Annotated in this window: 17 protein-coding genes; 9 read left to right on the top strand and 8 right to left on the bottom strand. The window is 59.9% G+C overall.

The window, feature by feature from the left end:
- Positions 1–14: 14 nt before the first annotated feature.
- From ABAC402_RS32530 to ABAC402_RS0120365, 3 genes are all read right to left on the bottom strand, one after another.
- Positions 15–728: a M48 family metallopeptidase gene (locus ABAC402_RS32530; protein WP_023450001.1), complete on the bottom strand. Its 714-nt coding sequence runs from the start codon at positions 726–728 to the stop codon at positions 15–17.
- Positions 712–1,962: a polyhydroxyalkanoate depolymerase gene (locus tag ABAC402_RS32525; RefSeq protein ID WP_031235698.1), complete on the bottom strand. Its 1,251-nt coding sequence runs from the start codon at positions 1,960–1,962 to the stop codon at positions 712–714. Before ABAC402_RS32525 ends, ABAC402_RS32530 begins: the two co-directional genes overlap by 17 nt.
- A 78-nt stretch (positions 1,963–2,040) precedes the next feature.
- Positions 2,041–2,574, bottom strand: a complete 534-nt coding sequence (locus ABAC402_RS0120365) for an NUDIX hydrolase (protein WP_052025324.1) — start codon at positions 2,572–2,574, stop codon at positions 2,041–2,043.
- Between the two features lie 129 nt (positions 2,575–2,703).
- Here ABAC402_RS0120365 and ABAC402_RS40710 point away from each other — a divergent pair, with 129 nt between their 5' ends.
- Positions 2,704–3,093: an isoaspartyl peptidase/L-asparaginase gene (locus tag ABAC402_RS40710; RefSeq protein WP_235079972.1), complete on the top strand. Its 390-nt coding sequence runs from the start codon at positions 2,704–2,706 to the stop codon at positions 3,091–3,093.
- Positions 3,094–3,493: 400 nt separating this feature from the next.
- Here ABAC402_RS40710 and ABAC402_RS32515 read toward each other — a convergent pair whose 3' ends face one another.
- Together ABAC402_RS32515 and ABAC402_RS32510 are read right to left on the bottom strand one after the other, a co-directional pair.
- Positions 3,494–4,390, bottom strand: a complete 897-nt coding sequence (locus ABAC402_RS32515) for a hypothetical protein (RefSeq protein ID WP_031235697.1) — start codon at positions 4,388–4,390, stop codon at positions 3,494–3,496.
- A gap of 367 nt (positions 4,391–4,757) precedes the next feature.
- Complete coding sequence (locus ABAC402_RS32510; RefSeq protein WP_023449995.1) at positions 4,758–5,555, bottom strand: TerC family protein; 798 nt, start codon at positions 5,553–5,555, stop codon at positions 4,758–4,760.
- A gap of 261 nt (positions 5,556–5,816) precedes the next feature.
- Between ABAC402_RS32510 and atpH the strand changes: the two genes are divergently transcribed.
- Genes atpH through ABAC402_RS32485 form a run of 5 tightly spaced genes read left to right on the top strand, consistent with a single transcriptional unit; the run spans position 5,817 to position 10,538 of the window.
- The gene (gene atpH, locus ABAC402_RS32505) at positions 5,817–6,371 is read left to right on the top strand and encodes an ATP synthase F1 subunit delta (RefSeq protein ID WP_031235696.1); all 555 of its coding nucleotides are present in this window, start codon (positions 5,817–5,819) and stop codon (positions 6,369–6,371) included.
- A 5-nt stretch (positions 6,372–6,376) separates the two neighbouring features.
- Positions 6,377–7,909 (top strand): F0F1 ATP synthase subunit alpha, encoded by a 1,533-nt coding sequence (gene atpA, locus ABAC402_RS32500; protein WP_023449993.1) that lies wholly within the window; start codon positions 6,377–6,379, stop codon positions 7,907–7,909.
- Positions 7,910–7,932: 23 nt separating this feature from the next.
- A complete protein-coding gene (locus ABAC402_RS32495; RefSeq protein ID WP_031235695.1) occupies positions 7,933–8,805 on the top strand; it encodes a F0F1 ATP synthase subunit gamma in 873 nt (290 codons plus the stop codon).
- A gap of 9 nt (positions 8,806–8,814) precedes the next feature.
- Positions 8,815–10,263, top strand: a complete 1,449-nt coding sequence (gene atpD / locus ABAC402_RS32490; RefSeq protein WP_023449991.1) for a F0F1 ATP synthase subunit beta — start codon at positions 8,815–8,817, stop codon at positions 10,261–10,263.
- Positions 10,263–10,538: an ATP synthase F1 subunit epsilon gene (locus ABAC402_RS32485; RefSeq protein ID WP_023449990.1), complete on the top strand. Its 276-nt coding sequence runs from the start codon at positions 10,263–10,265 to the stop codon at positions 10,536–10,538. The genes atpD and ABAC402_RS32485 overlap by 1 nt, the downstream gene beginning before the upstream one ends.
- 73 nt (positions 10,539–10,611) lie before the next feature.
- Here ABAC402_RS32485 and ABAC402_RS32480 read toward each other — a convergent pair whose 3' ends face one another.
- Together ABAC402_RS32480 and ABAC402_RS32475 are read right to left on the bottom strand one after the other, a co-directional pair.
- A complete protein-coding gene (locus tag ABAC402_RS32480) occupies positions 10,612–10,959 on the bottom strand; it encodes a DUF1428 domain-containing protein (RefSeq protein ID WP_023449989.1) in 348 nt (115 codons plus the stop codon).
- 172 nt (positions 10,960–11,131) lie between these two features.
- Entirely contained in the window at positions 11,132–12,406 is a 1,275-nt protein-coding gene (locus tag ABAC402_RS32475) for a type III PLP-dependent enzyme (RefSeq protein WP_023449988.1), read from the bottom strand.
- Positions 12,407–13,368: 962 nt separating this feature from the next.
- Between ABAC402_RS32475 and ABAC402_RS32470 the strand changes: the two genes are divergently transcribed.
- Genes ABAC402_RS32470 through phnE form a run of 3 tightly spaced genes read left to right on the top strand, consistent with a single transcriptional unit; the run spans position 13,369 to position 16,038 of the window.
- Entirely contained in the window at positions 13,369–14,190 is an 822-nt protein-coding gene (locus tag ABAC402_RS32470; protein WP_023449987.1) for a phosphonate ABC transporter ATP-binding protein, read from the top strand.
- A complete protein-coding gene (gene phnD, locus ABAC402_RS32465; RefSeq protein WP_023449986.1) occupies positions 14,183–15,229 on the top strand; it encodes a phosphate/phosphite/phosphonate ABC transporter substrate-binding protein in 1,047 nt (348 codons plus the stop codon). The genes ABAC402_RS32470 and phnD overlap by 8 nt, the downstream gene beginning before the upstream one ends.
- Entirely contained in the window at positions 15,229–16,038 is an 810-nt protein-coding gene (gene phnE, locus ABAC402_RS32460; RefSeq protein WP_023449985.1) for a phosphonate ABC transporter, permease protein PhnE, read from the top strand. Before phnD ends, phnE begins: the two co-directional genes overlap by 1 nt.
- A gap of 41 nt (positions 16,039–16,079) precedes the next feature.
- Here phnE and ABAC402_RS32455 read toward each other — a convergent pair whose 3' ends face one another.
- The gene (locus ABAC402_RS32455) at positions 16,080–17,147 is read right to left on the bottom strand and encodes a glycosyltransferase family 1 protein (RefSeq protein WP_023449984.1); all 1,068 of its coding nucleotides are present in this window, start codon (positions 17,145–17,147) and stop codon (positions 16,080–16,082) included.
- Between the last annotated feature and the right edge of the window lie 33 nt (positions 17,148–17,180).

The raw sequence follows: 17,180 nt of genomic DNA, 5'->3' as shown, positions 1-17,180 counted from the left end.
TTCGTGGCCAAAGTTTACTGATACTTGAACAGTTCCTGGCCCTGGGTCTTCAGCCATTCTCGTGCCGGCCTGTAATCCCCGCCGTACAGCGATTTGACCTCAGCCCAGAACCTTGGGCTGTGGTCAGGATGGCGCAGGTGAGCGACTTCATGGGCGCTCAAATAGGACAGCACTGCGGGCGGGGCCAGGATCACCCGCCACGAATAGCGAATTGCCTTGCGACCCGGCGTGCATGATCCCCAGCGCCCCTTGGCGTCGAACAGAGATGATTTCACGTTGGTTATGCCCAGTTTCAGGGCATAGGCATCGGTCTCCCGCGTCAATGCCTTCAGGGCCTGCTGTCGCAGCCAGCGTTCGACGCGGCGGGCATAGGTTGCCTCATCGCCGCTGGTCAGCAATTGGCCGTCAACCAGGCGCGGCGAAATCACGCCGGGCTTCTCTGCGAGGGTCACGGACAGACCTGCCACGTTCAGAACCAACCCCGGAGCGAACCGCTCTAACTGGACGCATTTGTCGAGCTGTTTGACGATCCAGTCATGCTGGGTGCGCGTAAAGGCGATCGCGTCGGCCAGCTTGCCGGGTTTTCCGGCCGTGGCGACGACATTTCCCAACCTGTCAATGCGCACCTTGACGCCGCGGGCGCGCGGGTTGACAGCCAGCCGCACGCGGTACGGGCCGAAGTCGAGCGTATCGCCGTCTTTAAAGGATGGCTTAAGCCACGCGGTCATTCTGAGCAATAAAGTCGCGGATGCGCGGATAGATGTCTTCGCGGAAGCGGCGGCCGTTGAAGACACCATAGTGCCCGGCGCCCTTCTGGACATACAGTTCCTTCATCCCGTCCGGAATGTTCGGGCACATGCCGTGGGCGGCCTGGGTCTGGCCGACGCCGGATATATCGTCCTTTTCGCCCTCGACCGTCATCAGGGCGATGTCGGTGATGGCCGTGCAGTCGACCTTGCGGCCGCGATGAACCAGCTCTCCCTTGGGCAGGGCAAACGTCTGGAACACCAGGTTGATCGTTTGCAGATAGAATTCCTCCGTCAGGTCCAGAACCGACAGGTATTCGTCATAAAACTCAAGGTGCTTTTGCGTGCCGTCGCCATCATTGGCAACCAGGGAGTTGAAATATTCCCAATGGGCGTCGGTGTGGCGCGCTTCATTCATGCTCATGAAGCTGTAAAGCTGCACAAAGCCGGGATAGACGCGCCGACCGACTCCGGGATAGGGGGGAGGGACGGTGTGAATCATGTTCGACCGGAACCAGGTGAACGGTTTTTCCTGAGCCAGGTTGTTGGTCACCGTCGGATTGAAGCGAGCGTCAATCGGCGAACCCATGAAGGTCATGGAAGCCGGGCGGTGCGGATTGTTGTCTTCAGCCATAAGGCAGGCCGCAGCCAGGACAGGCGGCCCGGGCTGGCACACTGCCACGACGTGACAACGCGCGCCGATCACCTTTAGCATCTCCATGATATGGTCGATGTATGAGTAGAAGTCGAATCGGCCTTCCAGCACCGGCACCTGACGGGCATTGGCCCAGTCGGTGATATAGACGTCGTGGTCGAGCAGGAATTCCTGCACCGTGCCGCGCAAGAGGCTGGCATAGTGGCCAGAAAGCGGTGCAACGATCAGCACGGCGGGTCCGACGGTCTTTTTCTTGGCGCGCCGCAGGTCCGACGGATCGCGCTGGAAACGCAGGAGCCGGCACCACGGACTGTCCCAGTCTTCGATCACAGAGACTCGCACGGGATGACCATTGATCTCGATACTGTCCAGGTTCCATTCAGGCTTGCCATAGCGGCGGGTGACATTGCTGAACAGCTCGGCGGACGCATACAGGGTGCGCCCTACAGCAGTGTCGGCGGCCGGATTAAGCTTGGACCCCCAGAAATCGCGCGTCAGCTGGGCCATGGCCCGAAGCGGAGAAGCGGCGTAATAGGCGTACTCGTGCATGGAGTAGAGCATTTGGGGTGTTGAACTCGGTTACAGTTACATTCACAGCTACCATTAACCCGATAAGGCTGCCAATTGTTTACGATACGATCAATTACAATGTGATGCAAAGCCCTGCTGCATTTTTCGGGCCAGCCTTGCCAGGGACGGCGTCATATCGCCTAAATGGATAAACGGCACCCATGAAGTGGGCAGTTCGGGCGCGTCGGCCCGGCCAACGGCACGCATAAGGTAGCGGAAATCGATGTGCCAGTGGTCTGGCTCACTCTTCTTGGCATTGGCCGGCACGAAAAGGCAGTCGATATCGTAGGGCAGTTCGCTGTCCTGCATCAGCTCGCAGACAAGGCCGGTTTCCTCACGTGCCTCGCGCAGGGCTGCGGTCAGGACAGCTTCGCGGGCGTCGATATGGCCGCCGGGCTGCAGCCACTGTTTCAGGTAGGGGTGCCATATGGTGAGCAAGCTGTCGCCCTGCGGGATCAGCACCGACGCGGTGACGTGGGCGGGCGCGCTGGACCGTGCCAGCATGTCCGAAGCTTGCAGCAGCAGGTCGCAGCTTTTTTGCGCCATGGCGGATTCTTCGGGGTAACGACGGGCATAGGCGGCCAGGATTTCGATAGGTGTCATTATTTGTTTCCTTCGCTGGGGATACTGTCTCGAGATTCGGGGGTTTGTCACGTAGATGCTCACGCACCGGATTGCCTGTCTCGCACTTGCGCTGATGTGCGCTGTTCCCGCCCAGGCTCAAACCGGAAAATGGTCTCTGGCCATCCATGGCGGCGCCGGTTTCATCGACCGCGACAGCCTGACGCCGGAAAAAGAGCGCAATACCGGCAGGGGCTCAAAAAAGCACTCGCAGCCGGCCAGGCGGTGCGGGAACGTGGCGCTTCAGCGGTTGATGCCGTCGAAGCCACTGTCAAGGTGTTGGAAGACAATCCGCTGTTCAATGCAGGGCGCGGCGCGGTGTTCGCCGCCGACGGCAAGAACTATCTCGACGCCTCGATCATGGACACCTCGCGCCATGTTCTTTTTACAGGTCAGGGAGCGGACCAGTATGCCGCCGAACCTGGGCTCGAACAGGTGGGTCCGTCCTTTTTCCGCACCGAGGTCCGTTGGCAAGCTTATACCAAGCCTCATAAAGAATGACGCTTGGTATTCGCATTTTTTCAGCTCAAGCGCCGCATGGCTCCTCGCAAAAGCTCGGGCGCGCAGTCGCGCTTGCCAACCCACGATGAGTCAAGATTTTCGCGGGTTGGTATTACCTCACCTGGAAGGCGTCACAGGGTCTGTCGGGCATCGATGACACGCATAAAAACGGCACGGTTGGGGCCGTTGCCCTGGATCAGCAGGGTCACCTGGCGGCGGCGACCTGATCAGCATGGACAAGGATGGCAATGTGGGCTTCGCGCTGAAAGTTTCGGGTATGTATAGAGGCAACGTGTCGTCGGAAACCACTGCGAAAACCGAGATCTATGCCGACGCGTAAGTGGCGAATCTTCCTTTTGTCCCCTCTCCCCGTGAAGTACGTAGAGTGGGGAATCTTGCCTTACGCCGTAATGTCCAGCACCGTACCCGTCTGTGCGACCCCCTGTTTCAGGTCGCGCTCCATATCCTGCATCTCTTTGCGGAGCTCTTTCAGTTCCTTGTCCATCGCCTCGAAGACCTTGTCCATGTCTTCGTTCGGCTTTTGGGTTTTTTTCTGAAGACGTGCCGGCGTCAGCATCTTCTCGTCAATATAGGCGAGTATGCCCTTGAGTTCCTTGATGAATTGCAGGCCATCGCGACCGATCTCCCGACGCACCGCCCCAACCAGTTCGTCATGCGTCACCGTACCCTTGAACGCTTCCGTCACGCCTGCAGTCGCTGCCGCAGGGGTCTCGGCCGCGGTGTCTGCCGATTCGAATGTAGCCTGGGCCTCGCCAGCCCTCTCGCCAGCCTCGTCCTCTGCGTCTTTCGCCACCGACTCCGCCGCCGCGGTGGTCGTGGCACCGGCAGGGACATTTGCCGGCGGCGCAACCACAGCCGCTGACGCCGAAAAACTGAGATCCATCTGGCCCTTGGTGGCGTCCTTGAACTCCTTGAGTGCCGCCTTCAGGTCCTTGAAGACCTGTGTCAGGGCGCGCGCCATCTCTTTGGGATTTCCCGAAAAGAGCTTCCGCAGGATCTTCAGGTGTTCCACGAGTTTTTCGAGTTTCTGCCGAACGCGGTTCTTCCGGTCGTTCTGCGCCTTCATTTGCTCATTGTCGAACACCTTGCCGACCTTGGCCTGTAACTCCTTCTGGTGGTCGTCGGCCTTTTTGAGGACAAGATACTTTTCGTTCGACATCCCACGGGCCAGCGGCGCCATGGTCGCTTTAGCTGCGGGATTGGGGGCGTCGTCAAACGCGGGCTTGGTGCGCCTTGGCTGAAAGGCGCTTACTATGAAGCCGTTATCGATGTGCATGCACTTCGCCTTCTGCGAATGGATCAGGCAGTATCGCATGAGCAGGCTTAATACGGCGTTATCTGGCTAAAGGCTTGTCATCGGACGCAAATGCGCCCGCCTCATCGAAGCGGGCGTTGCCTTGTAATACCAGCCCGCCAAAGAACGTTCTTTGGCGCCCGAGCCTTTGCGAGGAGCCATGGGGCGCTTGAGCTGAAAAAATGCGAATACCAAGCGTCATTCTTTATGAGGCTTGGTATAAGCCAAAGCCTTGTCGCACAAGAGGGGGATGAGTTTTGATGGTATCAAAACCCCGCTCCGCGTTTATGTGTTGTCGCGCAATTATTCCGAAACGTGGCGCCCACTTTATCGGATTGCGCTTTAAAGATCAGTGCAGCTTCTTCTTTTCAGCGTCCCGCTTCCTGGCGGTGCGGGCCATCATGTTCAGCCCCTCGACCAGGGCCGAGAAGGCCATCGCCGCGTAGATATAGCCCTTGGGCACGTGAACCCCGAAGCCGTCGGCGATCAGCACGGTTCCGATCATCAGCAGGAAACCCAAGGCGAGCATAACCACGGTCGGGTTCTTTTCGATGAAGTGAGCCAGCGGGTCAGACGCCAGCAGCATGACCATAACGGCGACAATGACAGCGGTTATCATGATCGGCACGTGGTCGGTCATACCAACGGCGGTCAGGATCGAATCGATGGAGAATACCAGATCCAGCAGTATGATCTGGACGATGGCGGTGCCGGCATTGTTGATAACGGCATTCTTGGCGTCCAGAACGTCGTTGGTGGGCGCGGGATCGACCGTGTGGTGGATCTCCTTGGTGGCCTTCCAGACCAGGAACAGCCCGCCCGCGATCAGGATCAGGTCACGCCATGAGAAGGCGGTTTCGAATACAGGCTCGCCATGTTCGCCGACCGGACCGACAAAGCCCAGGTCGAACACCGGCGTGGTAAGGGCCACAATGAAGCCGATCAGTGACAGCAGCGCCAGGCGCATGATCAGCGCCAGGGCGATACCCAGGCGGCGAGTCCTCTGGCGGTCTTTTTCCGGCAGTTTGTTGGACAGGATTGAGATGAAGACCAGATTGTCAATCCCCAGCACCACCTCCATGATAACCAGGGTGATGAGCGCCGCCCAGGCGGCGGGATCGCTAAGAAGGGCTAGTATAGCGTCCATCGGTGTCTCTCTTTGCGGCCAATTCGTCAAACATAAAGGAATTGCCTTACATCTCAAGGCGTCGGGGGGAAACTAATTTTCCCACGTTCCGGAGATATTTTGTCGCACCCCAGGTGTGGCCGAATCTTTGTAATGGCCGACCTTCGTCGGTTGCGGTGCAGAAATCCCTATGCTAAGGAGCCCGCGGCCTGAGGCTGGGGAGGCGCTGCTCAATGCGCCGGTGTTCCCGTGCCCGACCGTTTTTAACCCTACGTGGACCTGATGAACGATCAATATCGAGAAACGGAAGCCGGTCAGCGCTATGCCCGTGCCGCCTTCGACCTGGCGCTCGAAACCAAGGTGCTGGACAAGGTGCATGGCGATATGGCGGCACTGAAGGATCTGCTGCTGTCGTCCGCTGAGTTGCGCACCTTCGTTTCGTCCCTGATCTATAAGTCAGCCGTAAAGCTGTCGGCCCTGACTGCGGTCACTCAGTCGCTCAACTTCAACGCCTTGACCAGCAATCTGCTGGGCGTTATGGCCGCCAACGGCCGTCTGGGCGAGTTGTTCCCGGTTATCACCGCCTTCAACAAGCGTTATGCCCTTCACAACGGCGTCGTGACTGCTGAGGTCATCTCGGCCGTGCCCCTGACCGCGGCCCAGCTCGACAGCCTCAAAACCACTCTGGCCCAGGCCTTGGGTCAATCCGCCGAGATCAACACCCATGTAGATCCGGCCCTCCTGGGCGGACTGAAAGTCCGCTTAGGCTCGCGTCTCTTCGACGCTTCGCTGAAGACCAAACTCGACTCCCTCAAATTCGCCCTTAAGAGAGCGTAACACTCATGGCCATCAACGCTGCCGAAATCTCGGCCATCCTCAAGCAACAAATCGCCGGTTTCGGCCAGGAAGCCGATGTGTCGGACGTCGGTCAGGTCCTGTCGGTCGGTGACGGTATCGCCCGCGTCTACGGTCTGGACAAGGTCCAGGCCGGTGAAATGGTGCTCTTCCCAAAGGCCGGTGTTAAGGGCATGGCCCTGAACCTGGAAAAGGACAATGTCGGTATCGTTATCTTCGGTGAAGACCGTGAGATCGGCGAAGGCGACGAAGTTCGCCGTCTCGGCGAAATCGTCGACGTGCCGGTCGGTAAGGGTCTGCTCGGCCGCGTCGTCAACCCGCTGGGAGAGCCGATCGATGGCAAGGGCCCGATCGTTGCTACCGAACGCCGCCGCGTCGACGTCAAGGCGCCGGGCATCATCCCGCGCAAATCGGTGCACGAGCCCGTCCAGACCGGCATCAAGGCCATCGACACGCTGATCCCCGTCGGACGCGGCCAGCGCGAACTGATTATCGGTGACCGTCAGACCGGCAAGACTGCCGTCGCCATCGATGCGATCCTGAACCAGAAGTCGGTCAATGCCGGCGACGACGAAAAAGCCAAGCTGTACTGCATCTACGTCGCCATTGGCCAGAAGCGCTCAACGGTCGCCCGGATCGTCAAGGCGCTGGAAGAAAACGGCGCGCTGGATTACACAATCATCGTCTCGGCCACGGCTTCGGAACCGGCTCCGTTGCAATTCCTGGCGCCGTTCGCTGGTTGCGCCATGGGCGAATATTTCCGCGACAACGGTATGCATGCCCTGATCATCTATGATGACTTGTCCAAGCAGGCTGTCGCCTACCGTCAGATGTCGCTCCTGCTGCGCCGTCCGCCAGGCCGCGAAGCCTATCCGGGTGACGTCTTCTATCTGCACTCGCGCCTGCTGGAACGCGCCGCCAAACTTAACGAGGATAATGGTTCCGGCTCGCTGACCGCCCTGCCGATCATCGAAACCCAGGCCAACGACGTGTCGGCCTACATCCCGACCAACGTGATCTCGATTACCGACGGCCAGATCTTCCTGGAAACTGACCTTTTCTTCCAAGGCATCCGCCCGGCCGTGAACGTCGGTCTGTCGGTGTCGCGCGTTGGCTCGTCGGCTCAGATCAAGGCGATGAAACAGGTTGCCGGCGCCATCAAGGGCGACCTGGCCCAGTATCGCGAAATGGCCGCCTTCGCCAAGTTCGGTTCCGACCTCGACGCCGCCACCCAGCGCCTGCTGGCTCGTGGCGCTCGTCTGACGGAACTGCTGAAGCAGCCGCAGTATTCGCCGCTGAAGGTCGAAGAGCAGGTAGCGGTCATTTATGCAGGTACCCGCGGGTACCTGGACAAGGTGGCTGTCGGCGACGTCCGCCGCTATGAAAAAGAGCTCTTGTCGCTGCTGCGCACCCGCCATGTCGACCTGCTATCGGCCATTCGCGACCAGAAAGCCCTGTCGGCCGACCTGGAAGAGAAGCTTAAGGCCGTGATCACCGACTTTACCGCCAGCTTCGCCTGAGCCAGGAAAGAGAATAATCCTCCATGGCTAGCTTGAAGGACATGCGCAATCAGATCGGAAGCGTGAAAGCCACGCAGAAGATCACGAAAGCGATGCAGATGGTGGCGGCCGCCAAGCTGCGCAAAGCGCAGGACTCGGCTCAGAACGCCCGTCCCTATGCGCAGAAGATGGCGGCGGTCATTGCCAATCTGGCCAAAGGCATCATCGGCGACAGCGCGCCGGCGATGCTGGTCGGCACCGGCTCCCAGCACAACCAGTTGGTCGTCGTCGCCACCGGCGACCGTGGCCTGGCGGGTGGCTTCAACACCGCCATCGTCCGCGCCGCCCGCGACTTCATTAATGCTGAGTTGAAGGCGGGTCGCGACGTCCGCATCATCACCATCGGCCGCAAGGCGCGCGACCAACTGAAGCGCACCTTCGCGGACCGCATCATCGAATCCTACGAAGCCGGCTCAAAATCCCCGACCATGGCGGTCGTCCGACCGATATCGGAAAAGATCGCCGCAGAGTTCAACGATGGCCGCGCCGATGTGGTCACATTGTTCTATTCACGGTTCCAGTCGGTGATCAGCCAGGTTCCGACGGCCAAGCGCCTGATCCCGGCCGATATAGACCTCAGCATCGTTCAGGATACCCATGGCGCCGTCTATGAGTACGAGCCGTCAGAAGAGGAAATCCTCGAAGTCCTGTTGCCGCGCAACCTCTCGGTCCAGATCCTGTCCTCGATGTTGGAAAACAATGCCGGCTTCTATGCCGCCCAGATGAGCGCCATGGACAACGCCACGCGCAATGCCGGCGAGATGGTCAACGCGCTGACCCTGAAGTACAACCGCTCACGTCAGGCCCAGATTACCAAGGAGTTGATCGAAATCATCTCCGGTGCCGAAGCCCTGTAAGGAAATCCAATGTCCGCTCCGCAAAAAATCTCCGTGGCCACGGGCCGCATCTCCCAGATCATCGGCGCCGTCGTCGACGTCGAGTTCGACGGTGGCTTGCCGGCCATCCTGAACGCCCTGGAAACCACCAACACGGCGTCAGGCACGCGCCTGGTCCTGGAAGTCGCCCAGCATCTGGGGGAAAACACCGTCCGCACCATTGCCATGGACGCCACTGAAGGCCTGGTCCGTGGTCAGGCTGTGAAGGACCTTGGTATGCCGATCACTGTTCCGGTTGGTCCGGCAACGCTCGGCCGCATCATGAACGTCATCGGCGAGCCGATCGACGAAGCCGGCCCGATCGAAACCACTTTCTTCAACTCGATCCACGCCGATGCCCCGGCCTTCGCCGACCAGGCGACCTCGGCAGAACTGCTGGTCACCGGCATCAAGGTTGTCGACCTGATCTGCCCGTACGCCAAGGGCGGCAAGATCGGCCTGTTCGGCGGCGCCGGCGTTGGCAAGACCGTCACCATCCAGGAACTGATCAACAACATCGCCAAGGCCTATGGCGGTTACTCGGTGTTCGCCGGCGTCGGTGAACGGACCCGCGAAGGCAACGACCTGTATCACGAAATGATCGAGTCGAACGTGAACCAAAAGGGCGGCGGGGGCACCTCGCGCTGTACCCTGGTCTATGGCCAGATGAACGAGCCTCCCGGCGCCCGCGCCCGCGTCGCCCTGACCGGTCTGGCCCAGGCCGAATATTTCCGCGACGTCGAAGGCAAGGACGTGCTGTTCTTCGTCGATAACATCTTCCGCTTTACCCAGGCGGGTTCCGAAGTGTCCGCCCTGCTGGGCCGTATCCCTTCGGCCGTGGGCTATCAGCCGACTCTGGCCACCGAAATGGGCCGTCTGCAGGAACGCATCACCTCGACCAACAAGGGTTCGATAACCTCGGTTCAGGCCGTGTACGTCCCGGCCGACGACCTGACCGACCCGGCCCCGGCCAACTCCTTCGCCCACCTGGACGCCACCACCGTCCTGTCGCGCTCAATTGCCGAACAAGGCATCTATCCGGCCGTGGATCCTCTCGACTCGACCTCGCGTATCCTCGATCCGCGCGTTGTCGGTCAGGAGCACTACGACACCGCCACCCGCGTTCAGGAAATCCTGCAGCAGTACAAGGCGCTGAAGGACATCATCGCTATCCTGGGCATGGACGAACTCTCGGAAGAGGACAAGGCGACCGTTGCTCGCGCCCGCAAGATCCAGCGCTTCATGTCGCAGCCCTTCCACGTTGCCGAAATCTTTACCGGCACGCCGGGCGTGCTGATGTCGATCGAAGACACTATCAAGGGCTTCAAGGGCATCGCCAACGGCGACTATGACCACTTGCCGGAAGCCGCCTTCTACATGGTGGGTACCATCGAGGACGCCATCGCCAAGGCTGAACGCCTGGCGGGCGAAGGCAAGTAATGGCTGATAAACTGCACGTATCGCTGGTAACGCCTGAAGCCACGCTGTTCGAAGGCGAAGTCGATCAGGTTGTTGCGCCGGGCTCCGAAGGCGAATTCGGCGTCCTGGCGAACCATGCCCCGTTCATGACCACCCTGGCCGAAGGTCCGGTGGTTATCCTGGACGGCGACATCCGCCGCGTGTTTCAGGTCCGCGGTGGTTTTGCCGACGTCAGCGAAGACGGCATGACCATTCTGGCCGAACAGGCCGAGGAATATCTCGAAACGGTTCATTGATCCGGTTCGATAGCCGAAGAGAAAAGCCCTCCGGATTGCTCCGGAGGGCTTTTCTCTTCGGCTATGAGCTCGCTCAATCCTCGATCAGCTTCGCGAAACCGCCATACATCATACGCTTGCCGTCGAACGGCATCTCCATATTGGCCATTTCAGGGTCTTCCATCATCTTCTTGTTGCCCGCATCGCGGGTCGCCTTGTCCGGCCATTCGATCCAGGAAAACACCACGGTTTCGCCCGGTTCCAGCTTTACGGCCATGGGAAACGACGTCAGCTTGCCGTCGGGGACGTCGTCGCCCCAGTACTCGTGCACGCTGAGCGCGCCATGGGTCTTTACGTAAGTCGCGAAAGCCTTGGAGCTTTCAATGTATTTCTCCTTGTTCCCGTTTGGTACAGCGAGCAAAAAACCGTCGATATAGGACATGGGGGTCTCCTTCTGTGGGTTGCCCCTAGTCTTAAGTCGCCTGGCCGGTCAGAAAAAGGCAGCAGCAATGCTCACCGGGACACAAGGTCGTGAGATATCTACGCAGGCAAACAAAAACAGGCACGTCCCGAAGTTCGTGCCTGTTCGTGGGGTTCGTGGTTGACTCCTAGCTTCAGGCCTTGGCCTTGACCCGCTTCTTGCCGCGCTTGCCGCCCTTGGGACGGTTCAACCGCACGACCTTGTTGTCGTCGAAGGTATCGGCGGCCGACCGCGGATTGTTCAGGCTGCGCGGACCCAGGCCGAACAGCGACGCCATCGGTGCATCATCCAGGAACACCGTCTCGGTTTCGCCATAGCCGTTAAAGCGCGTGCCCATGGTGACGCCATAGGCGCCCAGCATACCAATCTCGACATAGTCGCCTTCGTTAACGTCGTCCGGCAGCCAAAACGGCCCCGGCATGGAATCGATCGAGTCGCAGGTCGGGCCATAGAAACGGAAAGGCTTCAGGGTATCGGTTTCGGCCTCGTCCTGGCGGTGAAGGCGCACCGGGAAGGGCCACCTGGCATGGGTGGCGTCGAACAGATTGCCGTAGGAGCCGTCGTTCAGGTACAGGGCATCGCCCTTGCGCAGTTCGACCTTCGTCAGGACCGACGTCGATTCGGCGACCAGCGCGCGGCCGGGCTCGGCCCAGAGCTGGGTTTCCTCATGCACCTTCATCTCGTCGAAGGCGCGGTTGATAACGTCCATGTATTCCGACAGGGCCGGGGGCACCATGCCGGGATAGACCGACGGGAAGCCGCCGCCGATATCGACGACGTCAGCGAACACGCCGGCGCGGACCAGGGCGCGCGAGGCGGCAGCCATGGCGGCAGCGTAGGCAGTCGGGCGCATGCATTGCGAGCCGACATGGAAGCTGACGCCCATCAGGTCCTGGGTCGCCTGGCGGGCGGCCATCAGCAGCGACGGGGCATCGTGGGCCTGGATGCCAAACTTGTTGGTCAAGGGCAGGTTGGAACCTTCGCCTGACGTCGCCAGGCGCACAATGAGGTTCAGGTCGCGGGCACCGCCGGTGGCGTCGAGGATCTTGCGCAGCTCTTCGTGGGTATCGAGGCTGAACGTGCGGACGCCGAAGTCGAAATAGGCCCTGGCGATCGAGACGCGGCTCTTTACCGGATGCATGAACGCCAGGCGCGCGGCCGGCAGGGTCGAACGGACCAACTCGACTTCGTTCAACGAAGCGACATCGAACGAGCGCACACCAGCGGCCCAAAGGGTTTCCAGCACCCAAGGCGACGGATTGGCTTTGACGGCGTAAAAGATATCGCCCTTGAAGTTCTGCTGGAACCAATGCGCGGCAGTAGTAACGGGACGACGGCGCACGAGGGCGACGGGTCGTTCCGGAGGCTGCTTGCGGACCAGGTCCAGGGCAGAAGTGATGTGATCCACTTCGGTTCCCCGATTTTAAAGTTAAACCCAGACCGGCGTTAGCAGCGTTACACGCGCCTCATGCCAAAAAGTGCAAGAACTCGCCCGTGCACCTCTTGGGCAGTCATGAGGCGAAGACCTGAACTCTAGGGGTCCGCCGGAAGATCGGGGAACATAGTGATATGGGGCCGTATGTAAAGACTTATTTCGGATTTTTTGTGACTGCGACGATCACAATTTTACGCCCCCTCCAATTCGTGAGGAGGGCACGGGGGGTGAGGGGTTGGTCCGGCGGCAACAGTCGAAGCCGAACGTATACCAAGCCTCATAAAGAATGACGCTCGGTATTCGCATTTTTTCAGCTCAAGCGCCGCATGGCTCCGCGCGTAAGCTCGGGCGGGCAGTCGCCCTTGCCAATTCACGATGAGTCAAGGTCATCGTGGATTGGTATTATCCCTCATCCGGTCTTCGTTTCGCTTGGACACCTTCTCGCCCAAAGCAGGGAGAAGGAAAAATGGCGAAATTCTACTTATCTGAGCCACCGCGGCGCCACGACTTGCGTAGTCGTTATGAACGGCTTAATTGCGCCGGCAGCCGGTACGTCATTCCACCCCGCGAAATTCTTGACACACCGCGGGTTGGCAACACCAGCCAAAAATCTTCACAACCGTAGCCTGGTCGTCGACAAGACGCAGACGCGTTTCACACGGGATGCTTTACACACCTGCCTGCGAAGATCGTGACTCGGATACATGGCCCTTTCCGCCGCGAAAGCACACCGGATCGCCAGCGCGAAATCGAAATCCTGCGCGAACGGACGGGTAAATCGGAGCAGCCATGATGGCGTTGCGTCGAACAAATTTGCCGTGCGCGGCACTTTCCCCCATTGCCCTGCGGTCAAATCGTTAATATGACTGTCACTCGTCCGTGTGATGCGGATATGTGGTATGGGTGCCGCCAGTTAACGGCCAAGGGCAGGGTGGATGACGGCGCCTCTCGTCGAAGTAACATCGATCAGCAAGACCTTTACCCGCAAGCAGGCTGCCGCGGGCGGGAGCACGACTCAGAAGGCGCTCGACGATGTCTCGTTCGTTATGAACAAGGCTGAACGCGTCGCCCTGATCGGTCCGTCGGGTTCGGGCAAATCGACTCTGTTGCGTTCCATTTCCGGTCTTCACGCCATCGACAAGGGCAAGGGCACCGTCTCGGTCATGGGCCGCGTCGTGCAGAAGAACGGTAATCTGGCGTCCGATGTCCGCGCCACCCGCTCGCGCATGGGTATGATCGCCCAGCAGTTTAACCTGGTCGGCCGTCTGTCGCTGTTCACCAACGCGGCACTCGGGTTCCTGGGCAAGGTGTCGGGCCTGCGCAGCCTGCTGGGGCTTTGGACGGCGGAAGAAAAACAGATCGTCATGCGGGCGCTGGACCACGTCGGCGTGGCGCAATATGCTGGCCAGCGCGCCAATACCCTGTCTGGCGGCCAGATGCAGCGTGGCGCTATCGCCCGCGCCATCGTCCAGGGGGCCCAGATCGTCCTGGCCGACGAACCTGTGGCCTCGCTGGATCCGGTGACGGCACGCAAGGTGATGAAACTCCTGGTCAATCTGAATGAAGAGGACGGGGTGGGCGTCATCGTCACCCTGCACCAGGTCGACTATGCCAAGACCTATTGCGATCGCATCCTGGCGCTTAAGGACGGTAAGGTCGTCTATGATGGTCCAGCGTCGGGCCTGAGTGATGACCTTCTCAAAGATATCTACGGCGCTGAAATTGAAGACGCCTATTGGGGGGAGACCCATGCGTAAATCTGTCCTGGTTGCCGCGGTCATTATGGCGGCCCTGTCGCTGACAAGCTGCGACAACTCCAAACCAAAAGCCGGCGCCCCGCGCACCGAGATCACTTTTTCTATCCTGTCGGTCGATAAGTCGCGGGACCTGGACAAGCTGTGGGCGCCTATCCTGGCCGACATGGAAAAGCAAACCGGCCTGAAAGTAACGCCCTTCTATTCTTCGTCCTACACCGCCCTCATCGAGGCCATGCGCTTCGATCAGGTTCAGGCCGGCTTTTTCTCCAGCGCTTCCGGCCTGGAAGCGGTGAAACGCGCCAATGCCGAGGTCTTCGCCCACAATACCAATCCGGACGGCACCGACGGCTATACCAGCGTCATCATCGTACCGAAGGCATCGACAGTGACTGTCGAGGATATCCTCAAGTGCGATCGCAAGCTCAATTTCGGCATGGGCGACGTCAAGTCGACCTCCGGTACGATCGTCCCCAAGGCCTTCCTGTTCCTGCCGAACAAAGTGGATACCAACAACTGTTTCAAAAACGTCAAGTCGGGTTCGCACGGGGTCAATATCGAAGGCGTGGTTGCCGGCGTCCTGGATGCCGCCACGGCCAATTCCGATGCGCTTAAAGAACTCAGCGATACGCCGGAAGGCCGCGAAAAACTGGCCAAGATCAAGATCATCTGGCAGTCACAGCTCATCCCCAAGGGCGTTATCGTCTACCGCACCGACCTTGACCCGGTCGCGAAGGAAAAGATCAGGTCGTTCTTCCTGTCCTACGGCACAGGCACCGGCCCCGAGGCAGAACGTCAGCGCGCCAACCTGCGCGCCTTCCAGTGGGGGCCTCTGCAACCCAGCGACGCCACCTACTTGCTCCCGGAAAGGCTTATGGAGGCACGGGTGGCGCTCCAGGAAGCGGAAATTGCCGGGGACGCAGCTGCTGCTTCCGCCGCTCGTGTGGAGATCGACGCCGTCGCCAAGGAACAGGCTGACCTGGTGGCCAAGACCGCGCCACAAGCACCGGCCGACGCGCCGGCGTCTCATCAGGAGCGGTGATGACGGAGGGGCCTTATGTTAAAGGCATTCTGGCGCCGCCAACCGCGACGCTGGGTACGCGCCTGCTCAACCTTTTGGTTCTGCTGATTGTAGTGGGCCTGCTGGCCATCAGCTTCCGCGGGGCGCACATCCAGGACCTGCATATGCTGGTCGACAATTCCGCCAAGACAGGCAACTATCTGAAGGATTATCTGAGCCCGGACTTCGAGGACTGGCGGCGCTACGTCGCCGCGATGTGGCAGACGCTTGAAATGGCGCTGTGGGGCACCAGTCTGTCTATTGTCCTGGCGGTGCCCTTGAGCTTTCTGTGTTCCCGGAACATTACCCCTGACTGGATCGTTCAGCCGATGCGGGCCTTCATCGCCCTGCTGCGCGCCTTTCCAGACATCGTCCTCGGCACGGCCTTCCTGGTAGCCGTAGGCCTCGGTCCGTTGGCCGGCGTTTTGGCACTGACGGTCAGTAATACGGGCACTCTGGCCAAGCTGTTTTCTGAAGCGGTCGAGTCCATCGAAACGGCGCCGGTTGAGGGCGTGCGCGCCACCGGGGGAACCCGGTTGCATGAAATCATCTGGGGCGTTATCCCTCAGGTCGGCCCCCTGTGGACCTCATTCGCGCTGTACCGTTTCGAATCGAATGCGCGTTCCGCCACGGTGCTGGGGCTAATCGGCGCCGGCGGCATCGGGCAGCTTCTGTTCGACAATCTCAATAGTTTCGCCTACCGCCAGACCTCTGCCATTGCCATCATTATCGTCATTGCCGTGACCCTGATCGACGTACTTTCGCAGCAGATTCGTAAGCGGTTGCTGTAACAGGCAAGGCGCGCGGTCGCGCCCCCCCTTGTCCCTTTGCCTTAAACCTTCTTCACACGCTTGCGCGTTAGATGCCTAAGTTTGTTCCACAGCTTGGTCTTGGCCGGTTCCGGATAGGGTTCCAGGTTGCGGATGAACTCAGCCGCACACTCCGGCCAGGAGAACTTTTCTGCATAGGCGCGCACATCCTTGCGGTCGATCTTCAGCGCTTCAGCGATCGCCACCGCCAGATCGTCGTTTATCGCGCCGGCGCCCGACCCCGGGATAATGTCGATTGGCCCGTGTGCCGGGAAGGCGGCGACGGGGGTGCCAGCCGCCATGGCTTCGGTGATCACCAGTCCGAAGGTATCTGTCAGCGACGGGAATACGAACACATCCGAGTCGGCATAGGACCGCGCCAGTTCCTCCCCAAATCTTGGTCCGGTAAACACGACAGCGGGGTATTTTGCATGCAAGTCTTCGAGTTGCGGGCCTTTTCCGACCACCACCTTGGTGCCCGGCAGGTCGATTTTCAGAAAAGCTTCGAGGTTTTTCTCGACAGCCACCCGGCCGACATAGGTCATGATCGGCCGCGGCAGGTCGCCGAAGATCGGCTCCAGGCCCGGCCGGAAGGTTTCGGTATCGACCCCGCGGGTCCACGGCGAGATATTGATAAAGCCGCGCGATTCCAGGTCGCGCGCCAGGGTCGCCGTCGCCACCATCACCCGGCCGGACGGCTTGTGAAACCAGCGCATGAAGGCATAGCCCCACGACAACGGTATCGGCAGGCGTGCCGAGACATACTCCGGGAACTTGGTGTGATAGCTTGTGGTGAAGGGCAGCTTCCATTCCTGACATACCCGCCGAGCCGCCAGACCGACAAAGCCTTCGGTGGCAATATGGATGGCGTCGGGCTCGTAGTCCTGGATGATTTCGCGGACCTCTTCATAACAGCCCAGCGCGAGCTTGACTTCCGGATAGTCAGGCCAGGAGACGGTCTTGAACTGATTGTATTCGATAACCTTGAACTCGTGGCCCAGCTTTTCGCACTCGGCCATAGTCCGCCGAAGCGTCGTCACGACACCATTGACCTGAGGCTCCCACGCGTCGGTGGCCAACAAGATACGCACGTGTTTTGTCCTATAAAGGAAATCCGAGAAAAC

Source organism: Asticcacaulis sp. AC402, assembly GCF_000495835.1.
Lineage (GTDB): Bacteria > Pseudomonadota > Alphaproteobacteria > Caulobacterales > Caulobacteraceae > Asticcacaulis.
This window is presented reverse-complemented; position numbering and strand designations above follow the sequence as displayed.

Bases quoted from the DNA above. Each gene is read 5' to 3' on its own strand.
- ABAC402_RS32525 (WP_031235698.1), bottom strand. From the start codon at position 1,962: ATGCTCTACTCCATGCACGAGTACGCCTATTACGCCGCTTCTCCGCTT.
- phnE (WP_023449985.1), top strand. From the start codon at position 15,229: ATGACGGAGGGGCCTTATGTTAAAGGCATTCTGGCGCCGCCAACCGCG.
- ABAC402_RS32530 (WP_023450001.1), bottom strand. From the start codon at position 728: ATGACCGCGTGGCTTAAGCCATCCTTTAAAGACGGCGATACGCTCGAC.
- atpA (WP_023449993.1), top strand. From the start codon at position 6,377: ATGGCCATCAACGCTGCCGAAATCTCGGCCATCCTCAAGCAACAAATC.
- atpH (WP_031235696.1), top strand. From the start codon at position 5,817: ATGAACGATCAATATCGAGAAACGGAAGCCGGTCAGCGCTATGCCCGT.
- ABAC402_RS32510 (WP_023449995.1), bottom strand. From the start codon at position 5,555: ATGGACGCTATACTAGCCCTTCTTAGCGATCCCGCCGCCTGGGCGGCG.
- ABAC402_RS0120365 (WP_052025324.1), bottom strand. From the start codon at position 2,574: ATGACACCTATCGAAATCCTGGCCGCCTATGCCCGTCGTTACCCCGAA.
- ABAC402_RS32515 (WP_031235697.1), bottom strand. From the start codon at position 4,390: ATGCACATCGATAACGGCTTCATAGTAAGCGCCTTTCAGCCAAGGCGC.
- ABAC402_RS32480 (WP_023449989.1), bottom strand. From the start codon at position 10,959: ATGTCCTATATCGACGGTTTTTTGCTCGCTGTACCAAACGGGAACAAG.
- ABAC402_RS32470 (WP_023449987.1), top strand. From the start codon at position 13,369: ATGACGGCGCCTCTCGTCGAAGTAACATCGATCAGCAAGACCTTTACC.
- atpD (WP_023449991.1), top strand. From the start codon at position 8,815: ATGTCCGCTCCGCAAAAAATCTCCGTGGCCACGGGCCGCATCTCCCAG.
- ABAC402_RS32485 (WP_023449990.1), top strand. From the start codon at position 10,263: ATGGCTGATAAACTGCACGTATCGCTGGTAACGCCTGAAGCCACGCTG.
- phnD (WP_023449986.1), top strand. From the start codon at position 14,183: ATGCGTAAATCTGTCCTGGTTGCCGCGGTCATTATGGCGGCCCTGTCG.
- ABAC402_RS32495 (WP_031235695.1), top strand. From the start codon at position 7,933: ATGGCTAGCTTGAAGGACATGCGCAATCAGATCGGAAGCGTGAAAGCC.
- ABAC402_RS40710 (WP_235079972.1), top strand. From the start codon at position 2,704: ATGGTCTCTGGCCATCCATGGCGGCGCCGGTTTCATCGACCGCGACAG.